Genomic DNA, 21,865 nt, shown 5'->3' with positions numbered 1-21,865 from the left:
TCATGAGCATCAAAGCTGAGGAAATTAGTGCGCTGATAAAAAAGCAGATTGAGAACTATCAGTCAGAAATTCAAGTGAGTGATGTAGGTACGGTTATCTCTGTTGGTGACGGTATCGCTCGTGCTCATGGCCTCGACAATGTCATGGCTGGAGAACTTGTTGAATTTTCAAACGGCGTTATGGGAATGGCACTAAACCTAGAAGAAAGTAACGTCGGTATCATTATTCTTGGACCATTTACTGAAATCCGTGAAGGTGACGAAGTTCGTCGTACAGGCCGGATCATGGAGGTTCCAACAGGAACTGAATTAATCGGTCGTGTAGTAAACCCACTTGGACAACCAGTTGATGGTATGGGACCAATTAACACAACAAAAACTCGTCCAATCGAATATAATGCTCCTGGAGTAATGGCTCGTAAATCCGTTCACGAACCACTTCAAACAGGTATTAAAGCGATTGACGCTCTTGTACCAATCGGACGCGGACAACGTGAGTTAATCATCGGTGACCGTCAAACTGGTAAAACATCTGTTGCAATTGATACAATTTTGAACCAAAAAGGTCAAAATATGATCTGTGTCTACGTTGCAATCGGACAAAAAGAGTCAACTGTTCGTAATGCAGTTGAAACTCTACGTAAATTTGGCGCGTTAGATTACACAATTGTTGTAACGGCTGCCGCTTCTCAACCAGCTCCAATGTTATACCTAGCACCTTATGCTGGTGTAGCAATGGCTGAAGAGTTCATGTTTGATGGCAAGCATGTATTAGTTGTGTTTGATGACTTAACTAAACAAGCATCTGCATATCGTGAACTTTCATTATTATTACGCCGTCCTCCAGGTCGTGAAGCATATCCAGGGGATGTATTCTACCTACACAGCCGTCTTTTAGAGCGTGCTGCAAAATTAAGTGATGCACTTGGTGCAGGTTCAATTACTGCATTACCATTTATCGAAACACAAGCTGGTGACGTTTCAGCTTATATTCCAACAAACGTTATCTCTATCACTGATGGACAAATTTTCTTACAATCCGATTTGTTCTTCTCAGGGGTTCGTCCAGCGATCAACGCCGGTCTTTCTGTATCCCGTGTTGGAGGATCAGCCCAAATTAAAGCAATGAAAAAAGTTTCTGGTACATTACGTCTTGACCTTGCGTCATATCGCGAACTAGAAGCATTTGCTCAATTCGGTTCTGACCTTGATAAAATTACACAAGCAAAATTAAACCGTGGTGCGCGTACAGTTGAGGTATTGAAACAAGACCTTAACAAACCACTTACTGTTGAAAAACAAGTAGTCATTCTGTATGCATTAACACGTGGCTTCTTGGATGAAATTCCATTGAACGATATCCGTCGTTTTGAAGCTGAACTTCATACATGGTTCGACCATAACCGCAAAGTGTTGTTAGACCATATCGTAACAACGAAAGAACTTCCATCTGACGACGATATGGCTGCTGCGATTAACGAATTCAAGAAAACGTTCGCAGTATCCGAGTAATTTTGGACTAACTTAAAGAAGGAAAGCTCTAAGCGTCTTTTTAGAAAGGGGCATAGAGCGTTCCTTAACAATCTTTGTAAAAAGGGTGGTGAGAACCTGTGGCATCTTTACGCGATATAAAAACTCGGATTACTTCTACTAAAAAGACGAGCCAAATTACAAAAGCAATGGAAATGGTGTATTCAGCTAAATGGAGCCGTGGAGTAGGAAATGCAAAAGCATTCGTACCTTATATGGAGAAAATCCAAGAGGTAACTGCTTCAATAGCGATCGGTAGCAAGGACGCAAACCATCCAATGTTAGTAACTCGTCCAGTTAAGAAGACCGGTTATATAGTATTTACTTCAGACAGAGGCTTGTGTGGAGGATATAACTCTAACGTCCTTCGTGCAGTTTACCAAAAAATTCAAGAACGTCATCAATCGACTGATGAGTATGCAATTATTGCAATCGGAAGAATGGGACGTGACTTTTTCGTAAAGCGCGGTATGCCAGTTATCCTTGATATTATTGGAATTTCAGACCTACCGACTTTCGAAGATATTAGAGAAATCGCCAACAAAACAGTTGGTATGTATTCCGACGGTACCTTTGATGAATTATTTGTCTATTCTACCCATTATATAAGTGCCATTTCACAAGAAGTAACGACAAAGAAACTGTTACCATTAAATGATATTACAATTTCTTCTAAGCTTGCTTCCTATGAATTTGAGCCATCAGCAGATGAGATTTTGGACGTTCTCTTACCTCAATATGCTGAAAGCTTAATATATGGTTCGTTATTAGACAGTAAGGCAAGTGAATCTGCCGCGCGGATGACAGCAATGAGAAATGCGACTGATAACGCGAAAGAGCTTATCAAATCGTATACTCTATTGTTTAACCGTGCCCGTCAGGCAGCGATTACACAAGAAATTACCGAAATCGTTGGCGGTGCAGCAGCACTGGAATAATCAATTCCGACGGTAACAACCTGAGACAGCTACGTCTCATTAATAAAAAATTCCGGCTGAGCACTTACTCAGCCCTATTCTTTGAAAATGTTGAAAGTTTATGTTAGGAGGGAAAACGATGAACAAAGGACGCGTTCTTCAAATTATGGGTCCGGTCGTTGACGTAAAGTTCGAAAGCGGCAGTCTCCCTGAGATCTATAATGCTTTAAAAATCGTCATTAAAGCGCGTAACGAAGCTGAAGTTGACATCAACTTGACCCTTGAAGTTGCCCTTCATTTAGGTGACGATACAGTTCGTACAATCGCAATGGCTTCAACTGACGGTTTAACTCGTGGAGTAGAAGTACTAGACACTGGAGCCCCAATTTCTGTTCCAGTTGGTGATATTACACTTGGTCGTGTATTTAACGTATTAGGTGATGTAATTGACTTAGATGGTGAAATGACAGGCGATTTCCGCCGTGATTCTATTCACCGCGAAGCACCTTCATTCGAGCAACTTTCTACTGAAGTAGAAATTCTTGAAACAGGTATTAAAGTAGTAGACTTACTAGCACCATATATCAAGGGTGGTAAAATTGGTCTATTCGGTGGTGCCGGTGTAGGTAAAACGGTATTAATCCAAGAATTAATCAATAACATCGCTCAAGAACATAGCGGTATCTCAGTATTCGCTGGTGTTGGTGAACGTACTCGTGAAGGTAATGACCTTTATTATGAAATGACTGATTCAGGCGTTATCAAACAAACAGCGATGGTATTCGGACAAATGAACGAGCCACCAGGAGCACGTATGCGTGTTGCTCTTACTGGTTTGACAATGGCTGAATATTTCCGTGACGAACAAGGACAAGACGTTCTTTTCTTCATGGATAACATCTTCCGTTTCACACAAGCAGGTTCTGAGGTTTCAGCGTTATTAGGCCGTATGCCTTCTGCCGTTGGTTACCAACCAACTCTTGCTACTGAAATGGGTAAATTACAAGAACGGATCACTTCTACTAATAAAGGATCTGTTACATCTATCCAAGCGATTTACGTACCAGCCGATGACTACACTGACCCGGCTCCGGCTACAACATTCGCTCACTTAGATTCAACAACAAACCTTGAGCGTAAGCTTTCGGAAATGGGTATCTATCCAGCGGTAGATCCACTTGCTTCAACATCTCGTGCGTTGTCACCTGATATTGTTGGAGAAGAGCATTACGAAGTAGCTCGTCAAGTTCAACAAACATTACAAAAATATCGTGAATTACAAGATATCATCGCGATCCTTGGTATGGACGAATTATCCGATGACGATAAACTAGTCGTACTTCGTGCGCGTCGTGTTCAAAACTTCTTATCACAAAACTTCCACGTGGCTGAACAGTTCACTGGACAAAAAGGTTCTTATGTACCTGTAAAAGAAACTGTTAAAGGTTTCAAAGAAATTCTTGAAGGTAAATACGACCACCTTCCAGAAGATGCATTCCGTTTAGTAGGTCGCATTGAAGATGTACTTGAGAATGCTAAACGCTTGGGTGCACAAGTCTAATTTTAGACCGGGAGGGTGAAAAATGAAGACGATTAAAGTCAATGTTGTTACTCCTGATGGCCCGGTGTATGAATCAGCTGTGGAAATGGTTAGTACAAAAGCTCGAGGTGGTGAGCTTGGTATCTTACCAGGTCACATTCCTATGGTTGCACCGTTAGAAATAGCCGCCCTCCGTTTAAAAAATGGGGGTAATACTGAATTCGTTTCCATAAACGGCGGATTTTTAGAGGTACGTCCTGACCAAGTTACGATTCTAGCACAGTCAGCTGAAAAAGCTGAAGACATTGATGTCGAACGTGCGCTTCGTGCAAAGGAACGTGCTGAGCAGCGTCTCCGTGAACAAAAGCAAGAAACTATGGATTTCAGACGTGCCGAGCTTGCACTTAAACGTGCCATCAATCGAATCACTGTTGCACAAAAAAGAATATAATTACGAACACCCCTCAAGCGTTTGCTTGAGGGGTGTTTTTTTATTTGGCTGTTTTCGTAAACTTTGTTGCTATTTACTAAAAGAGATGTGTTGTTGATTTCCGCTCCAGGATGCTCGCTTTCCACGGGGATATTTCTGTTTGACCTTTTTTAATATCGATGCATGCTATCCGTAGCCGGGGTAGATCGCCCACACCAGTGGGACTTGATCCCGTTAAGTAAACAGTTTGCCCACTATGGTTTCAAGTGTTTATTCAAAATAACGCTTTTATTAAATTCATCTCTATAAAAACCATTTTCCAACTCCTCACTCCTACATTTAGATCATACTTTTGCAGAATAACTCAAAAAGTATAACAATTTATACATCTTTTCATTTTAACCTTCATGCTAACCTTACTCCATATATGAACTTAATAACGTCTAGTTGTATGGTATTTAATCTTCGAAATAATCCTTACATATTTTCTCCAACCATACTGTTTGCTGACTTCATATCGCTTCATTTTGAATGTTGAGAAATCTAAACACCTATTATAATAGCTTCTATACCGAAACCAGTCTATTCAAGCAAGCTACCTATTTTACCGCTTATATCTTTGCAGATTGAAGTTGCAAAAAGATGTACTGAACTATTTTGAAATAACAAACTATAATCAAATTATGGAAGGGGATACATTTCATGAAGGAACGGACACAACGAGTGTTTACAAGATTTTTAAAAGTAAATACCTATTTAACTTTTGAGGATTTAAGTAAAGAATTCCATATTAGTGAACGTACTTTACGAAACGACTTAGTACTGATTAATGAATATTTAGCTGAAAATAATTATCCGATTGTTACTACTACAAGAGGAAATGGGATGAAATTGGTTCTGTCTGATAAAGAAAGAGAAAAGCTATTGGCGCAAGTTGGTGGTGATAGGGAAAAAGATTATTATCGGCCAGATGAACGTTTTCTTGCATTACTTTTAGATATTGTAGATAGTACAAGAACTACAGTGTTATATGAAATGGAAGAGCAGCTACAGGTATCTAAAAGTACGATGGATGAGGATATGCGAAAACTTCGCCAGTTTTTAAAGGAATATGCAATTTCTGTAGTGAGTTTAGCGAAGCAAGGTATTGTATTACATGGGGATGAACGGTCAATACGGTCTATGCTGTACGATGTGATTAATAGTATGACAGATATTGATCATCTAATGGGGTATAGAGATACAGATGCTTTGAATACCTTTGCTGATAAATTTGTACTAGATTATTTGGACCCGAGGGTATTACAGGTACTTGGGGAACATTATGATGAAGTATTGAAAAAGTCCAGAGTAGAGATTAATCATGTGTATCGAAATCAGATAATTCTATTTTTAGGTGTATGGGTAAGACGTATACAAGAAGGAAGTACCGTTAGTGAACTAGCAAAAATAAGAGCAGAAATAAAAGAAGGTCCGGTAAGAAATTTTGTAGATCTGATTTGTACGGAGTTTGCATTATATCCATCATTAAATGAAATTAAATATATTACTTTCACAATCGAATCGTTCAATCCAAAAGATATGAATAATTCATTTGATTGGGTTACAGCACAATTATTAGCTATTCAATTAATAGAGCATGTAGAGAAAGTAACCGGAATCCCTTTTTCTCAGGAAGAAGAAGATTTGTATGAAGGTTTGTATAAGCATATCACCGGGCTATTAAGTAGAGCCAAGAATAATTTACAGGTATTTAATCCATTAAAAGACACGATTAAAGAGTCCTACACAGAGATTTATAATGCAATAGCTTGCTTTAGTAAGAAAATAGAGAACTATACAAAGAAAACATTATCAGAAGATGAAAAAGGGTTTTTAACTATTTATTTTTCAACTTCTAAAAGTCGAATGAAGCAAGATGAGCACTATGTGTATCAAGCGGTTGTGGTTTGCAATCATGGAATTTCAACTGGAAAGTTGTTAGCTGCGAATCTAAAAGAGCAATTCAAAATAGAGATTGTAGCGGTTTTGAGTTCGTATGAGTTAGCTTTTATTGACAAGTTAGATGTAGATTTGATCTTTACATCGATTCCTATCGATTACCAAAAGAAACCACTTTTATTACTAAATCCGATTTTAAGGGAAAGTGATAAGAAGGAAATAAAGGCATTTTTACTCAAAAATAAGGATAAGAGAAGAACTGTATCAGATGAGTTAGATGCCACAAAGTTGCTGCAGGATATTCTAGCGTTGATAGAGGCTAGTGGCGGTAAAGTAACGCGGGAAAGTTATCAGAAAGTGGAAGATACTTTTAAAGAACATCATCTGAAATTTAATACAAGGGAGATACAGCCTATGTTGGAGGATATTTTAAAGGATTCCGACATCTTACTAAAGCAAGGATGTAAAGATTGGAAAGAGGCAATAACGAAAGTTGCACAGCCTTTAGTAAAAGAGAAGGTTATTGAAGAGCGATATATAAACGCAATGATAGAGTCTGTTGAAGAATTTGGACCTTATATAGTGATAGGGAAGCATATAGCATTAGCACATGCACGGCCAGAAGATGGCGTAAATAAGTTAGGAATTAGTGTCATGACGTTACAAGAACCGGTGAATTTTGGCAATCCAGATAATGATCCGGTGAAAATTATCTTTTGTTTAGCCGCAGTGGATTCTTATTCGCATCTAAATATGATGAAAAACCTGATTGAGTTAATTAATGATGAAGAAAAATTAGATCAGTTAATTTCTGCAAAAGATGTGAAGATGTTTAACCAGGTTTTATATGGAAATCAAGTGGTGAAATGAGAAAAGTAGCTGTCATTACAAGTGGTGGAGATGCAAGTGGGATTAATGCTGTATTTGAAGGAATCCTTACAGGTAAAGAAATTGAGTTGTGGGGATTTCATGGTGGGTACAACGGGATATGTGAAAATGACCCATTTAGGTTAACAGAAAAAATAGTAAAGGAACATATCAATACAGGAAATGCATTATTACGTACATCCAGATCGCAGAGGACCTTTTCTAAAGAAGGTAGAGCAGAAATTATAAGTAAATTAAAGGAATATGATTTTGATATGTTAGTTGTTTGCGGTGGTGAGGGTTCAGGTAAAGGGGCAAGCCTTTTATCAAAAGAAGGGATGAGTACTCTATTAGTGCCTATGACAATAGATAACAATATCTATGGCACTGATTATACCGTTGGCTATCATACCGCTTGTAATTATATAGCAGATGCAGTGAGGAGATTACGTCAAACTGGAATGAATTTACCAGGTCGCATTTTTATGGTAGAAACGTTTGGTGGTCATGCAGGTCAGTTGGCATTAGGCGGGGCGATTGCAGGAGGTGCTGATTATGTGTTACTTCCGGAGCGACCAATCAACATAGAGAAATTAGTGCTGAGAGCGAAGGATTGTTTAGAGAAACAAGGGCAGTTTATCGTATTAAATTGTGAATCCAATACCTTAAATGGAGAGTGGATACGAGGAAAACAAGGCGCGAGTTTTGAAATTGGAGATGCGATTGAGAAAGAAGTGGATAATCGTGTGAGATATTCTATTTTAGGGTATACCCAACGAGCAGGAGATTCAATTGCGGCAGATGTAGTGGATGCAATCAAAATAGGGTTAGCAGTAGCCGAAGAAATCGTAAAAGGTACGAGCGATGTGATGGTTGGTCTTGTAGATGGGAAGGCAGTATTGGTTCCTTTAGAGGATGTTTTTAGTAAAACAAAGGATTTAATAGCAACAAATATATATATAGCAAAAAAGATGAAAATTATTAATTAAAGGAGAGAGTTAGATGAAAAAAATTAATATGTTATTTGTATGTGGTGCTGGTTTAGGAAGTAGTTTTGCTTGTCAAATGGCTGCGGAAGACGTGTTAAATAAGTTAGGTGTAGATGTAAAAATGGATCATAGTGATATTTCTTCTGCGTTATCAGCAAGACCGGATATTATCATTACTGCACAAAATTTCCAAAAACAATTTGAAAAATACACAGTTGATCCAAAACAAACGACAATTGTTTATTTGAAAAATATTGTTTCTAAACCAGAGATTGAAGAAAAAATCACCCCAGTATTAAAGGAAAAAGGCGTTTTAGTTTAAAAAAATAGGAAATGGATGGAGGAACGAAAATGGGCATAGTAAACTTTATCATCGATAATATCTTGACACAAGCCTCAGTTACAGTCGCGTTGATTGCTATGTTGGGATTGATTTTGCAAAAAAAATCATTAGGGCAAGTAACTTCAGGTTCGTTAAAAACGTTATTAGGGTTTATGGTTTTGTCGGCAGGCTCTAGCATTATCGTTGGCAGTTTAATATATTTTGGTAAGATTTTTACAGAAGGGTTCCATATGCAAGGGATTATTCCTTCGATTGAAGCTATTAATGGTCAAGCAATGAATGACTTAGGCTTAGGTCGTGATATCGCATTAACATTCTTAGCAATCTTTATTTTTAATATCATAATTGCACGGTTTACGAAATGGAAATACATATTTTTAACTGGTCAGGCTATTCTTTGGATGGCAACTATGACAACGGTGTTTGGTTACGTTTCAGGTTTACGTGGAGCTGCATTGATTATAGTGGGTGGTTTCATTGGGGGCGTGTTTGCAGTAGCTATGCCGGCAATTGCCCAACCATTCGTTCGTAAGATTACTGGTATGGATGAAATTGCTTTAGGACATTTCTGTACGGTTGGTTATGTTTTTGAGGCAGGTGTAGCGAAACTATTTGGTGAAAAAGGTGAAAAGAAAAAATCAGTTGAAGATTTGAAATTACCTTCTCAACTGGAGTTCTTACAAGACACGTATCTATCACTGATGGTCGTTATGGTTCCTCTCTATATCATTACAGCAGGGTTTGCAGGTGAAAAGTTCGCCTCTACATTATCAGGAAATACCAACTATTTGATGTTTGCATTCTTACAATCTATTCAATTCGTAGTTGGGGTGTATGTATTATTAGCAGGGGTTCGCTTATTGCTGGGTGAAATTGTTCCAGCATTTAGAGGGATTGCAATGCGTTTGGTTCCAGATGCGATACCTGCGTTGGATTGTCCAGTGCTTTTTCCATATAGCCCTAATGCGGTAATTGTAGGGTTTATCACAACTACTATAGGTTCTATTATTGCGATGTTTGTGTTACCTACCTTTGGTTTGGCGATGATCTTACCAGGTATGCTAACAAACTTCTTCGCGGGTGGTACTGCTGGAATCTTTGGTAACTTAACAGGTGGGCGTCGTGGGGCAATCATTGGTGGCGTTTTTCATGGTTTCTTCATTACGTTATTACCGGCACTGTTAGTAACGATTTTTAATCACATGGGATTTGTCAATGCAACGGCGACAGATGTGGATACAGTATCAGCGGCTTTACTATATGCTTGGATCATTGGTCCACTCTTAAAAGCTTTTTAGGATATGAGTAAGAGATAGAAGGAGGTTCGCGTAATGTTTGGATTTGGTAAGAAGAAAGACACAGATTCGAAAAAGGGAGCAACAGAAAAAGCAGTGTTAACAGAAGAGCGTAAAGAAGAATTATTACGTACTATCTCTTTGAAAAAAGCAGGAGTAGACCAAGTAGATGGAGAGGAACTATCAAAAATTTATGAAGAGATTGGCTTAGCATTTAATGAGCTTGGTCAAGAAGATAATGCGATTGATGCGTTTGAAAAAAGTATTCAAGCGAAAAAATCTATAGGTGACGGTTATAAAGCTTTATTAAAACTATATAACAAGAAGCGTGCAGAAGCAGCAAAAGCAAATGATGAAGAATCATTACAAATATATTTAAAGAAAATGGATCAAATGATGCAGGTTTCTAAAGATGTTACGCGTGGTGTGCGATAAGGAAGAAAATAAAAGATTAGCATAAGGGGAGAAAAATAACTCATGTATACAACATTAAAAGAAGTAACACGAAGAGCAGAAGAATTAAATTATACAGTGGGTGCATTTAATACACATAATTTAGAGATGTTACCAGATATGATACGTGCAGCAAAAGAGCAAGGTTCACCAATTATTATTCAAACGAGTATAGATACAGCGAAATATATTGGTCATGAAAACTTAGTTGCTGTATGTAAGTCTATGGCCACAAAAGAAATGGTAGATGTGGTGTTGCATTTGGACCATGCAAGAGATTTTGATGATATTAAAGAAGCAATCGACAAAGGGTTTACATCAGTGATGTTTGATGGATCTAATTTACCATTTAAAGAGAATATTATGAAGACAAGTGCAGTAGTAGAATATGCACACAAACATGGTGTCTCAGTAGAAGGTGAATTAGGGACGATTGGCGGTACTGAAGAAGGGATTCGTGTAGATGAGGATGGCAAGATTTATACTGATCCAAAAGATGCTGTAGAGTTTGTTAATGCAACAGGAGTAGATGCTTTGGCAATTGCAATCGGTACTAATCATGGTCAATATCAATCTAAAACAGAAGTAAATATACCACTATTAAAAGAAATCAATGCGGTAGTAGATGTACCTTTAGTTATTCATGGGGGTACAGGTGTTAATGAAAAGGATATTCATGAATTAATTAATAATGGGATTCGTAAATTTAATGTAGGTACTGAGTTGTTAGTAACATGGACTAAAACAGCGAAAGAAACATTTGAAGAAACAAAAGTAAACAAATCATTACGTCATAATATCATTCCATGTAATGAGGCAGTAAAAGAAGTTGTAAAACATAAAATTGATATCTTCATGAATAAAGGGGATTATATCAATTAAGTAAAATAATTACAAAAGTGCGTTACTCTATTAAATAATGGATAAAGAAGATAAGGATAATAAGGAGAGTACGAGGAATTCCTTGTGCTCTTTCTTTATTCGTTAGATGATGAGGTGAAAGGGATGGAAAAGGTATTGATCTTATTAGCAGGTTTACCAGGAACAGGGAAAACCTACTTAAGTAATATCATCAGGCAAGAATTAGGATCGTTTTATATGCTTTCTCAAGATGAGTTGAAAGAACATTATTGTGATGTGTTTGGCTATAATAATTTAGAAGAAAAGCAGAAAGTAGAAAAGATAACATGGGCGAAATATTATAAAATAATGGAAGAACAAATGCAAGTAGGCAGCAACATCATGTCTGATTATCCTTTTAGTCAGAAACAGAAACCTTATATTCAACAATTAGTAGAAAGATATGGTTATAGGGTTGTTACTATTCGGTTAATTGCAGATTTAGATGTTTTGTTTGAACGACAAAAGAAGCGAGATTTGGACCCGACAAGGCATTTAAGTCATATTGTAACTTCTTACAAAAAGGGAGATTATTTAGCCGATAGAAGTAAAGCAGATAATTTATTAACTTACGAGGAATTTATAAAAAGATGTACAACAAGAGGATATGGCACGTTTGAATTAGGAAAGTTATATGAAGTGGATGTAACAGATTATACAAAAGTGAATTATTCTAAGTTGTTGGAAGAAATAAGACTGTGGGATGAAAGTAATAGTGTTAAGAATTGAGTATGGCTAAGGAAAATTCCTTAGTCTTATTTTAATCAGGAAGAAAGTATAAGTTCTTAAACTTAGGTCGTTATCTAGATCCAGCTCCCAGCTACTAGTGTACTTCACTCTCTTCCCTACGATAGGTCAACATCGGATCGCTTTGCTCTCCTTGTTTCCTTTATCTCAGTCAGAGAGCTCCAGTCCATACGTCTACCAGGGGGCTTGCGCTTATCTTAGTTAGATTATTCAAAAACAAAATGTGTCGAAAAATTTAAACTTTTGTGAAATTAGTAACAAACACACGAATTACCTTTAATAAAAATAGGATTACCACTAAGTATGTCGAATTAATAATAGGTTGACGGGGAAAACCTATTTCTATTTTTACATATCAAGAGGGGTTTCTGAGTTGGGACAAACCCAGTAATGGCGCCATATAAAGGTGCTTTTTTAAAATAAAAAGGGGAGTACCAATATTAGTAAACCATTATCGACACAAATTTGTAACAGTGATATAATGTTATCGGTTACAAAATTAGAAAAGTTTTAAAAATTTTTATACATAGGAGGGTTTGGACATGGATTTACTCAACTTGTATCAGAATAATTACCTGATTGTCTTTGTGTTTCTATGTCTAGGAATTTTATTGCCGATTGTGGCATTATTTTTTGGGAAACTGTTACGTCCTTATAAACCAAGTGATGAAAAGTACACCACCTATGAAAGCGGTATTGAACCGTTCCATGATTCAAGGGTACAGTTCAATGTCCGCTATTATATTTTCGCCCTAATGTTCGTTATTTTTGATGTGGAGACTGTATTTTTATATCCTTGGGCTGTTGCCTATGAAAAACTAGGAATCTTTGCTTTGATCGAAATGTTGATCTTCGTATTAATGCTTGTCATTGGACTCGTCTATGCGTGGAAGAAGAAGGTGCTCAAATGGATTTAAAGTTAGATAATATCTCACTTGAAGAAATGGAAGAGCTGAAGCGGAGTGTTTTTGTCACAACACTAGAACAAGTGAAAGCCTGGGCTAGAAGTAACTCTATCTGGCCGCTGACATTTGGACTCGCATGTTGTGCAATTGAGATGATGGGTACTGGATCCTCTCACTATGACTTAGACCGTTTCGGTACCATTTTTAGAACATCACCGCGTCAATCAGATTGTATGATCGTCTCGGGGACTGTGACGAAAAAAATGGCGCCAATTCTTCGCCGACTGTATGATCAAATGCCTGAACCTAAATGGGTTATTGCTATGGGTTCATGCGCTACTGCTGGAGGTCCTTACGTTAAATCTTACGCAGTCGTAAAAGGCGTCGATCAAATTGTCCCAGTTGATGTGTACATTCCAGGCTGTCCGCCAAATCCTGCAGCATTAATTTACGGAATCAATAAATTGAGAGAAAAGATCCGCTACGAGGCAAAAACCGGGAAGAGGGTGTTGTAATCGATGAGCGGGGAAAAAGATATTGAACAATTAAAAAAAGAAGCAGCTGCCAAGGCGAAAGAACAAGCGCAACAACGTTTAGCCGAAAAGCAGTCAGTTCAAGCAACGATAGAGAAGGATCCTGAAAAAGAAACACAGTCTGCGGAAAAATCCGAGACAGAAAATATCGATCTAGCAAAAGCCAAAGCAGCAGCTGCTGCTAAAGCGAAAGCCGCGGCATTGGCAAAACAAAAAGCAAAAGAGCAAACTGAAGTAACAACTGAGCCACCAGCCGCAAGCGATGGGGATGAAAAGGCGAGGGCAATAGCCGTTGCTAAGGCGAAGGCCGCCGCAGCCGCAAAAGCGAAAGCTGCCGCGTTAGCCAAACAAGCAAGCCAAGCAGAAGCACCAGTCGCAAGCGATGGAGATGAAAAAGCGAAAGCAATAGCCGCAGCTAAGGCGAAAGCCGCCGCAGCCGGAAAAGCGAAAGCTGCCGCGTTAGCCAAACAAGCAGGCCAAGCAGAAGCACCAGCCGCAAGCGATGTGGATGAAAAAGCGAAGGCAATAGCCGCAGCTAAGGCGAAGGCCGCCGCAGCCGCAAAAGCGAAAGCTGCTGCGTTAGCCAAACAAGCAGGCCAAGCAGAAGCACCAGCCGCAAGCGATGGGGATGAAAAAGCTAAGGCAATAGCCGCAGCAAAGGCGAAAGCCGTCGCAGCCGCAAAAGCGAAAGCTGCCGCACTGGCCAAACAAGCAGGCCAAGCAGAAGCACCAGCCGCAGGCAGTGGAGATGAAAAAGCGAAAGCAATAGCCGCCGCGAAGGCGAAAGCCGCTGCTGCTGCAGCCGCAAAAGCGAAAGCCGCCGCTGGAGCAAAAACGGACGGGGCATCAGCGCCGTTAGCAGAAACAACACCGTCTCCAAATCAACAGTTCCTAGATAAATATGTTCGCGTTATCGAAGAGCATCTTGGACAAGACGTAATCGAAGCATCTTATATTAATAATCTTTCCAAGGATGTACCAACATTAGTGGCTAAACGCGATACATATTTCAAAATAGCACAATTTCTAAAATACAACGAACAGCTTGGTTTCGACTATTTATCAGAGATTCACGGGTCTGATTTTGAGACTCATATGGAAATGTATGCTCACCTATACTCGTACAAAAACAATCAATCCGTTGCGCTAAAAGTAAAGATTGACCGTGATGCGCCGGAAATTGAATCACTTGAACCACTGTGGGCGGGAGCAAACTGGCCCGAGTGTGAGGCATACGATTTACTGGGGATTAATTTTCTAGGTCATCCAAAACTCCACCGGATTATGCTTGGTGAAGATTGGATTGGACACCCTCTCCGCAAAGATTATGTACAGTATGATGTGGAGGTATAACTCATGATACGAACAGAAGAAATGCTATTAAATGTCGGACCGCAGCATCCAAGTACCCATGGAGTTTTCCGTCTAGTGGTAAAAATTGATGGTGAAAACATCGTGGAAGCAACACCCGTAATTGGATATTTGCATCGCGGTACAGAAAAACTGGCTGAAAATTTGCAGTACACACAAATTATTCCTTATACAGACAGAATGGACTATATTTCGTCGATGACGAATAACTACGTGATTTGTCATGCAGTTGAAACGATGATGGGTCTTGAAATTCCCGAGCGGGCCGAGTATTTGCGCGTTATTGCCATGGAACTTAATAGAATTGCCAGCCATCTTGTTTGGTGGGGGACATTCCTATTAGACCTTGGTGCAACGAGTCCATTTTTATACGCATTCCGGGAACGGGAAATGATCATTAACCTGTTAGCGGAGCTTTCAGGTGCACGCCTAACCTTTAACTACATGAGAGTTGGTGGAGTTAAATGGGACGCTCCGGAAGGCTGGATCGAAAAGGTTAAAGATTTTATTCCTTACATGCGTCAGGAATTAGTCGGCTACCATGAACTTGTAACCGGTAACGAAATATTCATGAACCGTGTTAAGGGAATTGGAAAATACACAAAAGAAGATGCGCTTAATTATTCCTTAAGTGGAACCAATCTGCGCTGTACGGGAGTCAAGTGGGATCTTCGCAAGGATGAGCCATACTCCATTTATGACCGTTTCAAATTTGATGTTCCAGTCCGCACGGGTGGGGATGCTTGGGCACGTTACCACTGTCGTATTGAGGAGATCGAAGAGTCACTAAAAATTCTAGAGCAGGCGATTGAACAATTTCCAGAGAATGGGGAAATTTTAGCCAAAGTTCCTAAAATTATTAAAGCGCCAAAAGGTGAAGCATACGTCAGAATTGAATCTCCTCGCGGTGAAATAGGATGTTACATTGCCAGCGATGGTAAAAAGGAGCCGTATCGCTTAAAGTTCCGGAGACCGTCGTTCTATAATTTGCAAATCCTCCCAAAATTACTAGTGGGAGAAAATATGTCCAACTTAATTGCAGTATTAGGGGCGATTGACATTGTTCTCGGGGAGGTGGACGGCTGATGATTGATGAATTATTACACGCTAGCTCAGGCTGGGGTAACTTCGGGATTTTCTTCCTACTCGGCACCATTTTACTTTTAGTCGTACTTGGATTCGTTACATTTGCCATCTTAGCCGAGCGTAAAGTAATGGGTTTTATGCAGCTTCGAATGGGACCTAACCAACTAGGGGGTCCATGGGGGCTATTACAAACAGCGGCTGACGTATTAAAATTATTGTTAAAAGAAGACACGATTCCGAAACTTGCGGATCGACCATTATTTATTATCGCTCCAGTGATTGCCTTTGCACCGTCCTTTATGGTGTTGGCGACTATTCCATTTACCGACAAACTTCAGTTTGCCGATATCGGAGTCGGATTGCTTTATTATATAGCGATTTCAGGAATTTCTACTGTCGGAATCGTAACTGCTGGGTGGGCGTCAAATAATAAATACGCTCTTCTCGGTGGAATGCGTGCAGCGGCCCAAATGATTTCCTATGAAATCCCGCTCGTGATGTCGCTGTTAGGTGTCATTCTTTTAAGTGGAAGCTTAAATTTAAATGATATCGTCGCAGCACAGCAAAATGGCTGGTTTATTCTCCTTCAACCAGTAGCCTTTATCGTTTTCTTAATCGCTGCAGTGGCCGAGTTAAACCGGGTACCATTCGACTTACCAGAATCAGAATCTGAGCTTGTCGCTGGATTCCATGTCGAGTATTCAGGCTTCCGTTGGGCATTCTTTATGCTGTCAGAATATGTATATATGTTTGCCATGTCTGCGTTAATTACCGTCATTTTCTTAGGCGGTTGGCTGCCACTTCCGTTCTTAGGATTTATTCCTGGAGCAGTCTGGTTTGCCTTCAAATTCAGCGCCGTTGTCTTTTTCTTAATCTGGATTCGGGTAACGTTCCCACGTTTGCGAGCGGACCAGTTAATGGAATTTGGTTGGAAAATTCTTTTGCCAGTAGCACTAGCAAACATCTTCATAACCGCAATCATAAAAGAACTAGTCAAATTGTTTTAAACACGAAAAGCGAAAGCGGCTTGCCACTTTTGCTGGACAATGAAAAAAGGGGTGAAAATACATGCTTGGATTAATGAAAGGCTTGAAATATACCCTAAAAAACCTGACGCGGGAAAAGTTAACCTATGACTATCCAAACAAACCACTTCCGCTCCCGGATCGTTTCCGCGGCATCCAAAAATTTTATCCGGAAAAGTGTATTGTTTGTAATCAGTGTTCAGCAATCTGTCCAACAGACTGTATTCAACTAACAGGGAAAAAGCACCCCGACCCGTCGAAAAAGGGTAAAATCATTGATACCTATGATATTAACTTTGAACTCTGTATCCTATGCGACTTGTGCACAGAAGTATGTCCAACCGAAGCCATCATTATGACCAACAACTTCGAACTAGCTGAATATAGCCGTGATGCACTATTCAAAAACCTTGAATGGCTGGACGAAAATGACCAAAATGTACGGCAGGTGAACAAACCATGACCTTATCAGGTGAATTAATTGCATTTATGGGCCTTGCGCTAGTGGCGATCATTGGCGGTGTGCTCCTCTTGAACCTTAACAAAGTGGTTCACATGGTCATCGCCCTCGTGTTTACTTTTATCAGTATTGCCGGCATATACGTCCTGTTATCAGCTGAATTTATTGCCGTCGTGCAAATCCTTATTTATTCTGGCGCCATCACCATCATTATGCTGTTCGGCATCATGCTTACACGCCATAACGATCAAGACATGCCAAAAGAAGGCTGGGTACGAAAATTTTTCCTACTCATTGGTGTAATCGGATTTGCGGCTGTCTTCTATTTCGGGATATATGACCTTGATATCCCAGCAGCCCAAACAACATTACATGTAAATAACACAGAGCAGATCGGTAAAACAATATTTTCAAAATACACCATTCCATTTGAATTAACATCAGTCGTACTATTAGTTACCTTAATTGGCGCAATTATACTTGCCAAGAAAGACGACGAAAAGGGGGCAGAAAACGAATGAGCTCAACGCCCATTTCAATCTATCTTACCTTAGCACTAATCCTGTTTTGCATCGGCCTTTACGGCGCCCTAACAAAAAGAAACACCGTAATCGTCCTAATCTCAATTGAACTAATGCTGAACGCGGTTAACATTAACCTCGTCACCTTCAGCAAATACGGCGTCGCACCGTCAATCGACGGACAAATCTTTGCCCTATTCGCCATCGCCATCGCCGCAGCCGAGGCAGCACTCGGACTCGCGATCCTCATGGCGCTATACCGCAACCGCAAAACCGTAAACATCGACGAAATCAACACAATGAAAAATTAGAAAGGCGGAAGCGCACGGTTAGCGACGTATGGACTGGAGCACACCGACTGAGATAAAGGAAACACGAAGAGCGTAAGCGATTCGATGTTGACTTATCGTAGGGAGGTGGGTGAAGTCCACTAGGCGCTGGGCGCTGGAGCTAGACAATTGTTGAGTTGCCTTATTTAGGAAAATAAAGAAGCTTAATCCTTGAAAGCAATTTGTGGAAACTCTAGCAAATTGCAAAACCAATGACCCGCGCGTACAGTAGCGGGCCGCAATCAAACGCGTGGCAAACAGACATCACGCCACTTAAAAGCGTTTAAAAAGGGGAATGTGATATTGATGGAGAATGCATGGATCATACCGCTTTTCCCGCTTTTATCGTTCTTAATCCTTCTTCTTTTCGGTAAACGAATGAAAGAAGCGAGTGCTTATATTGGAATATTACTGTCACTGGCAACTTTCATCTACTCTTTGCTGGTGCTGTTTGATCGCTTTTCGGCACCAACATTTAAGAGCGAAGCCACCTGGCTTACGTTCGGGGATACTCAGATAACAGCGGGTTTTGAAATCAATCAGTTAAATGCATTGATGCTAGTAATCGTGTCGCTTGTCAGCTTATTAGTACATACGTATTCAAAAGGCTATATGCACGGTGACGAGCGAATTTCGGTTTTCTATGCCTACTTAGGTTTGTTCACGTTTGCGATGCTCGGCTTGGTGATCTCACCAAACTTATTACAAACGTACGTATTTTGGGAGCTTGTCGGCTTAGGTTCATTCCTACTAATCGGTTTCTATTTTTATAAAGAGGAAGCCAAAGCCGCTGCCAAAAAGGCGTTTATTATGACGAGAATCGGGGATGTCGGCTTATTTATCGGGATGATCCTCTTATTCTGGCAAGTTGGCAGCTTTGAATACGATGAAATTTTTAAAGCAGTAGCAGAAGGTGCCGTTTCCAGCGGAATGATTACGCTCACGGCCATCTTAATTTTTATCGGAGCAGTCGGTAAATCCGGTCAGTTCCCGTTACACACATGGTTGCCGGATGCAATGGAAGGTCCTACACCAGTGTCAGCGTTAATTCACGCAGCGACCATGGTTGCAGCAGGTGTTTATTTAGTCGCATCACTATTCCCATTATTCACTGCTAGTAAGACAGCATTGTTAACAGTGGCCATCGTTGGAGCTGTTACAGCTATTTTTGCAGCGAGTATTGGCTTAGTCCAAACGGATATTAAAAGAGTTCTAGCTTACTCAACCATGAGCCAGCTCGGCTATATGATGCTTGCATTAGGTTCAGCAGGATATGTCGCTGGTGTGTTCCATTTAATGACACACGCCTTCTTTAAAGCGTTGCTGTTTTTAGCAGCAGGAAGCGTCATTCATGCGGTCCACACGCAAGACATTGAAAAAATGGGTGGCTTATGGAAGAAACTTCGCCTCACTGGACCATTATTTTTAATTGGAACATTAGCGATCAGTGGTGTCCCGTTATTTTCAGGATTTTTCAGTAAGGACGAGATCTTAGTGTCAGCTTGGACTCACGGCAACACAGTGTTATTCTGGCTCGCCGTTGTGGCTGCCTTCTTTACCGCGTTCTACATGTTCCGCTTGTTCTTTATGGTCTTCTTAGGCGAGTCACGTAGCGAAATGAAGAATGTTCATGACTCACCAAATATCATGACCTTCCCAATGATCGTGTTAGCTATTTTGGCGGTTGTGTCTGGTTATGTGAACACGCCGTGGTTCGGTACCTTCCTTGGCGATTGGTTAACAGAGGGTAATGAAGCATTAGCGCATGGTGAGGTCGAAGGTCCAATCTGGATTATGATCGTTGCCACAGTCGTGTCGCTTGCCGGTATTTTCTTGGCTTGGCTCATCTATGGAAAACGCAGCTTGTCCCGTGATTGGTTATCAGGACGAGCACCGATTCTCTACAATATTTTATATAACAAATATTATATCGATGAGTTTTATCAGCTCACAGTTATTTTTGCGACCAAGTGGATTAGCCAATTGCTTAATATCATTGAAGTGTTCATTGTTGAAGGAATCATCAAAGGGATTACCGGCATTGTGCAAACACTTGGAAAATCAGGCTCTAAGCTACAATCTGGTCAGGTTCAAACCTACGGAACGGTAGCCTTTGTTGGTCTGGCGCTGTTAGTTGTGATTTTCGCGTTGACAGGGGGGTACTTAAAATGAATATGGCCCATTTTCTTTCTATCTTAGTATTCTCCCCGTTGCTCGGTATTGCTGTGTTAGCGTTCATTCCAAAAACGCAGGGCGAAACGATTAAATTAATTGGTTTTATCTCAACGCTTCCGGCATTGGTGTTGGCATTGGTGGCCTTTATTCAATATCGTGGCGGGGCAAGTCTGGCTACGATTGCTGAAAAGGTCCATTGGGTCCAATTTGGGCGTTTCGACGACAAGTATATATTCTCCGTTTATTATGAATTAGGTTTAGACGGATTTTCGTTGACCATGGTCGTGCTTACGGCAATTATTGCCACACTGGCAGCGATTGCTTCCATTCAAATTAACAAGGAATGGAAAGGCTATTTCATGTTATTTCTACTATTAGAAATAGGGATGCTAGGTGTGTTTACTGCGCAAAACCTGATTCTATTCTTTATCTTCTTTGAAATTACCTTAGTTCCGATGTTCTTCTTAATCGGAAAATGGGGTTATTTTGAAAAAGAAAAAGCGGCTTACAGTTTCTTAATCTATAATGGTTTGGGATCAGCCATCCTGTTAATTGTGATTATGGTTCTGTTTGCTCGCACAGGAACATCTAATATTGATGCGCTTAAATATTTAATCAATACAGATGGGATCAAACTTGTGGCTCCAATAACGGAATCGGCGAAGTTTGGGTTGCTCATCGCCCTTTTAGTGGCCTTTGGCATTAAGCTTCCAATCTTCCCATTACACAGCTGGATGCTGCGTGTTCACGTTGAAGCACCACCATCAGTTGTTATGATTCACTCAGGTATTCTGTTAAAAATTGGTGCATTCGGTTTGATCCGCATCGCCATGGGAATTTTCCCAGAACAATTTAAAGAAGTGGCTGGGGTGCTGGCCATATTAGGAGTCATTAACCTCCTATACGGTGCTTTCCTGGCGTTTATTCAAAAAGATTTCAAAATGGTTCTGGCTTACTCGTCCATTTCTCATATGGGAATTGTGTTAATCGGGCTAGGATCTTTAAATGCTGCCGGGATTCAAGGGGCCATTTTCCAAGTGGTCTCACACGGATTAATTTCAGCATTATTATTCTTCCTGGTTGGGGTTATTTATGAACGGACCCATACAACCACGATTGCTAAGCTTGGAGGGCTTGCCAAGGGAATGCCACTCGCGGCTGGATTTTTACTAGCAGCAGCCATGGCCTCACTTGGTTTACCAGGAATGTCCGGATTCGTCAGCGAATTCATGGCTTTCTTAGGTTTATTCAAAGAAATGCCAGTATTGGGCGCCATTGGCTCGATCGGTATTATCATGACGGCTGTCTATTTGCTCCGCGCAGTCTTGGGAATGACTTTTGGAAAAGCAGAGCGACAATTCGTTGGAACGAACGATCTGCGTTCAGTCGAAATGATCCCAGTGCTAACATTAGTAGGCTTAATCGTCCTAATCGGCGTTTTCCCGAGTCTGCTAAGTGAACCGCTTCATAAAACAATAGAAACCATCATGTTAGGGATAGGGGGTTGAT

The 21,865-nt window shown here is 40.3% G+C and carries 21 protein-coding genes; all 21 read left to right on the top strand.

All coding sequences use genetic code 11. The features are described 5' to 3' along the window. Nucleotides 1-2: 2 nt before the first annotated feature. The 21 genes from atpA to B1NLA3E_RS22150 all read left to right on the top strand — a co-directional run bounded on the left by atpA (nucleotide 3) and on the right by B1NLA3E_RS22150 (nucleotide 21,864). Complete coding sequence (atpA, locus tag B1NLA3E_RS22250; protein ID WP_015596069.1) at nucleotides 3-1,511, top strand: F0F1 ATP synthase subunit alpha; 1,509 nt, start codon at nucleotides 3-5, stop codon at nucleotides 1,509-1,511. Nucleotides 1,512-1,609: 98 nt separating this feature from the next. Continuing rightward, a complete protein-coding gene (atpG, locus tag B1NLA3E_RS22245) occupies nucleotides 1,610-2,467 on the top strand; it encodes an ATP synthase F1 subunit gamma (protein ID WP_015596068.1) in 858 nt (285 codons plus the stop codon). Between the two features lie 118 nt (nucleotides 2,468-2,585). Beyond that, complete coding sequence (gene atpD, locus B1NLA3E_RS22240) at nucleotides 2,586-4,007, top strand: F0F1 ATP synthase subunit beta (RefSeq protein ID WP_015596067.1); 1,422 nt, start codon at nucleotides 2,586-2,588, stop codon at nucleotides 4,005-4,007. A gap of 22 nt (nucleotides 4,008-4,029) precedes the next feature. Beyond that, nucleotides 4,030-4,437: a F0F1 ATP synthase subunit epsilon gene (locus B1NLA3E_RS22235; protein ID WP_015596066.1), complete on the top strand. Its 408-nt coding sequence runs from the start codon at nucleotides 4,030-4,032 to the stop codon at nucleotides 4,435-4,437. Nucleotides 4,438-5,118: 681 nt separating this feature from the next. Beyond that, nucleotides 5,119-7,227: a BglG family transcription antiterminator gene (locus B1NLA3E_RS22230; RefSeq protein WP_015596065.1), complete on the top strand. Its 2,109-nt coding sequence runs from the start codon at nucleotides 5,119-5,121 to the stop codon at nucleotides 7,225-7,227. Beyond that, the gene (locus B1NLA3E_RS22225) at nucleotides 7,224-8,213 is read left to right on the top strand and encodes a 6-phosphofructokinase (protein WP_015596064.1); all 990 of its coding nucleotides are present in this window, start codon (nucleotides 7,224-7,226) and stop codon (nucleotides 8,211-8,213) included. The genes B1NLA3E_RS22230 and B1NLA3E_RS22225 overlap by 4 nt, the downstream gene beginning before the upstream one ends. 13 nt (nucleotides 8,214-8,226) lie before the next feature. Then, a complete protein-coding gene (locus B1NLA3E_RS22220; protein WP_015596063.1) occupies nucleotides 8,227-8,535 on the top strand; it encodes a PTS sugar transporter subunit IIB in 309 nt (102 codons plus the stop codon). 29 nt (nucleotides 8,536-8,564) lie between these two features. Further along, on the top strand, nucleotides 8,565-9,854 hold the full coding sequence (locus B1NLA3E_RS22215; protein ID WP_015596062.1) for a PTS sugar transporter subunit IIC: 1,290 nt from the start codon (nucleotides 8,565-8,567) through the stop codon (nucleotides 9,852-9,854). A 33-nt stretch (nucleotides 9,855-9,887) separates the two neighbouring features. Then, complete coding sequence (locus B1NLA3E_RS22210) at nucleotides 9,888-10,286, top strand: hypothetical protein (protein ID WP_015596061.1); 399 nt, start codon at nucleotides 9,888-9,890, stop codon at nucleotides 10,284-10,286. 42 nt (nucleotides 10,287-10,328) lie between these two features. Next, on the top strand, nucleotides 10,329-11,186 hold the full coding sequence (locus tag B1NLA3E_RS22205; protein ID WP_015596060.1) for a class II fructose-bisphosphate aldolase: 858 nt from the start codon (nucleotides 10,329-10,331) through the stop codon (nucleotides 11,184-11,186). Between the two features lie 84 nt (nucleotides 11,187-11,270). Further along, nucleotides 11,271-11,933, top strand: a complete 663-nt coding sequence (locus tag B1NLA3E_RS22200) for an AAA family ATPase (RefSeq protein ID WP_015596059.1) — start codon at nucleotides 11,271-11,273, stop codon at nucleotides 11,931-11,933. A gap of 560 nt (nucleotides 11,934-12,493) precedes the next feature. Continuing rightward, nucleotides 12,494-12,868: an NADH-quinone oxidoreductase subunit A gene (locus B1NLA3E_RS22195; RefSeq protein WP_015596058.1), complete on the top strand. Its 375-nt coding sequence runs from the start codon at nucleotides 12,494-12,496 to the stop codon at nucleotides 12,866-12,868. Next, entirely contained in the window at nucleotides 12,859-13,371 is a 513-nt protein-coding gene (locus tag B1NLA3E_RS22190; RefSeq protein WP_015596057.1) for a NuoB/complex I 20 kDa subunit family protein, read from the top strand. The genes B1NLA3E_RS22195 and B1NLA3E_RS22190 overlap by 10 nt, the downstream gene beginning before the upstream one ends. A 3-nt stretch (nucleotides 13,372-13,374) precedes the next feature. After that, the gene (locus B1NLA3E_RS22185) at nucleotides 13,375-14,742 is read left to right on the top strand and encodes an NADH-quinone oxidoreductase subunit C (protein WP_015596056.1); all 1,368 of its coding nucleotides are present in this window, start codon (nucleotides 13,375-13,377) and stop codon (nucleotides 14,740-14,742) included. A 3-nt stretch (nucleotides 14,743-14,745) separates the two neighbouring features. Beyond that, on the top strand, nucleotides 14,746-15,846 hold the full coding sequence (locus B1NLA3E_RS22180) for an NADH-quinone oxidoreductase subunit D (RefSeq protein ID WP_015596055.1): 1,101 nt from the start codon (nucleotides 14,746-14,748) through the stop codon (nucleotides 15,844-15,846). After that, on the top strand, nucleotides 15,846-16,853 hold the full coding sequence (gene nuoH / locus B1NLA3E_RS22175; RefSeq protein WP_015596054.1) for an NADH-quinone oxidoreductase subunit NuoH: 1,008 nt from the start codon (nucleotides 15,846-15,848) through the stop codon (nucleotides 16,851-16,853). Before B1NLA3E_RS22180 ends, nuoH begins: the two co-directional genes overlap by 1 nt. Before the next feature lie 61 nt (nucleotides 16,854-16,914). Next, nucleotides 16,915-17,334 carry an NADH-quinone oxidoreductase subunit NuoI gene (nuoI, locus tag B1NLA3E_RS22170; protein WP_015596053.1) on the top strand — a complete coding sequence of 140 codons (420 nt, stop codon included), beginning with the start codon at nucleotides 16,915-16,917 and terminating at the stop codon, nucleotides 17,332-17,334. Next, nucleotides 17,331-17,852, top strand: a complete 522-nt coding sequence (locus B1NLA3E_RS22165; protein ID WP_015596052.1) for an NADH-quinone oxidoreductase subunit J — start codon at nucleotides 17,331-17,333, stop codon at nucleotides 17,850-17,852. Before nuoI ends, B1NLA3E_RS22165 begins: the two co-directional genes overlap by 4 nt. Beyond that, nucleotides 17,849-18,163: an NADH-quinone oxidoreductase subunit NuoK gene (gene nuoK / locus B1NLA3E_RS22160; RefSeq protein WP_015596051.1), complete on the top strand. Its 315-nt coding sequence runs from the start codon at nucleotides 17,849-17,851 to the stop codon at nucleotides 18,161-18,163. The genes B1NLA3E_RS22165 and nuoK overlap by 4 nt, the downstream gene beginning before the upstream one ends. A gap of 321 nt (nucleotides 18,164-18,484) precedes the next feature. Further along, nucleotides 18,485-20,353, top strand: coding sequence for an NADH-quinone oxidoreductase subunit L (gene nuoL, locus B1NLA3E_RS22155; protein WP_015596050.1), 1,869 nt, complete (start codon nucleotides 18,485-18,487; stop codon nucleotides 20,351-20,353). Next, entirely contained in the window at nucleotides 20,350-21,864 is a 1,515-nt protein-coding gene (locus tag B1NLA3E_RS22150) for an NADH-quinone oxidoreductase subunit M (protein WP_015596049.1), read from the top strand. The genes nuoL and B1NLA3E_RS22150 overlap by 4 nt, the downstream gene beginning before the upstream one ends. Nucleotide 21,865: the final 1 nt, after the last annotated feature.

This window comes from Bacillus sp. 1NLA3E, from assembly GCF_000242895.2.
Lineage (GTDB): Bacteria > Bacillota > Bacilli > Bacillales > Cytobacillaceae > Bacillus_BU.
Note: the sequence above shows the minus strand (reverse complement) of the source record. Positions and strands in the feature narration are given on the sequence as shown.

Coding starts and splice junctions, on each gene's coding strand:
- B1NLA3E_RS22210 (WP_015596061.1), top strand. CDS start 9,888: ATGTTTGGATTTGGTAAGAAGAAAGACACAGATTCGAAAAAGGGAGCA.
- nuoK (WP_015596051.1), top strand. CDS start 17,849: ATGAGCTCAACGCCCATTTCAATCTATCTTACCTTAGCACTAATCCTG.
- B1NLA3E_RS22225 (WP_015596064.1), top strand. CDS start 7,224: ATGAGAAAAGTAGCTGTCATTACAAGTGGTGGAGATGCAAGTGGGATT.
- B1NLA3E_RS22205 (WP_015596060.1), top strand. CDS start 10,329: ATGTATACAACATTAAAAGAAGTAACACGAAGAGCAGAAGAATTAAAT.
- B1NLA3E_RS22235 (WP_015596066.1), top strand. CDS start 4,030: ATGAAGACGATTAAAGTCAATGTTGTTACTCCTGATGGCCCGGTGTAT.
- B1NLA3E_RS22220 (WP_015596063.1), top strand. CDS start 8,227: ATGAAAAAAATTAATATGTTATTTGTATGTGGTGCTGGTTTAGGAAGT.
- atpA (WP_015596069.1), top strand. CDS start 3: ATGAGCATCAAAGCTGAGGAAATTAGTGCGCTGATAAAAAAGCAGATT.
- atpD (WP_015596067.1), top strand. CDS start 2,586: ATGAACAAAGGACGCGTTCTTCAAATTATGGGTCCGGTCGTTGACGTA.
- B1NLA3E_RS22195 (WP_015596058.1), top strand. CDS start 12,494: ATGGATTTACTCAACTTGTATCAGAATAATTACCTGATTGTCTTTGTG.
- nuoI (WP_015596053.1), top strand. CDS start 16,915: ATGCTTGGATTAATGAAAGGCTTGAAATATACCCTAAAAAACCTGACG.
- B1NLA3E_RS22150 (WP_015596049.1), top strand. CDS start 20,350: ATGAATATGGCCCATTTTCTTTCTATCTTAGTATTCTCCCCGTTGCTC.
- B1NLA3E_RS22215 (WP_015596062.1), top strand. CDS start 8,565: ATGGGCATAGTAAACTTTATCATCGATAATATCTTGACACAAGCCTCA.
- B1NLA3E_RS22165 (WP_015596052.1), top strand. CDS start 17,331: ATGACCTTATCAGGTGAATTAATTGCATTTATGGGCCTTGCGCTAGTG.
- B1NLA3E_RS22185 (WP_015596056.1), top strand. CDS start 13,375: ATGAGCGGGGAAAAAGATATTGAACAATTAAAAAAAGAAGCAGCTGCC.
- B1NLA3E_RS22190 (WP_015596057.1), top strand. CDS start 12,859: ATGGATTTAAAGTTAGATAATATCTCACTTGAAGAAATGGAAGAGCTG.
- B1NLA3E_RS22230 (WP_015596065.1), top strand. CDS start 5,119: ATGAAGGAACGGACACAACGAGTGTTTACAAGATTTTTAAAAGTAAAT.
- nuoH (WP_015596054.1), top strand. CDS start 15,846: ATGATTGATGAATTATTACACGCTAGCTCAGGCTGGGGTAACTTCGGG.
- B1NLA3E_RS22180 (WP_015596055.1), top strand. CDS start 14,746: ATGATACGAACAGAAGAAATGCTATTAAATGTCGGACCGCAGCATCCA.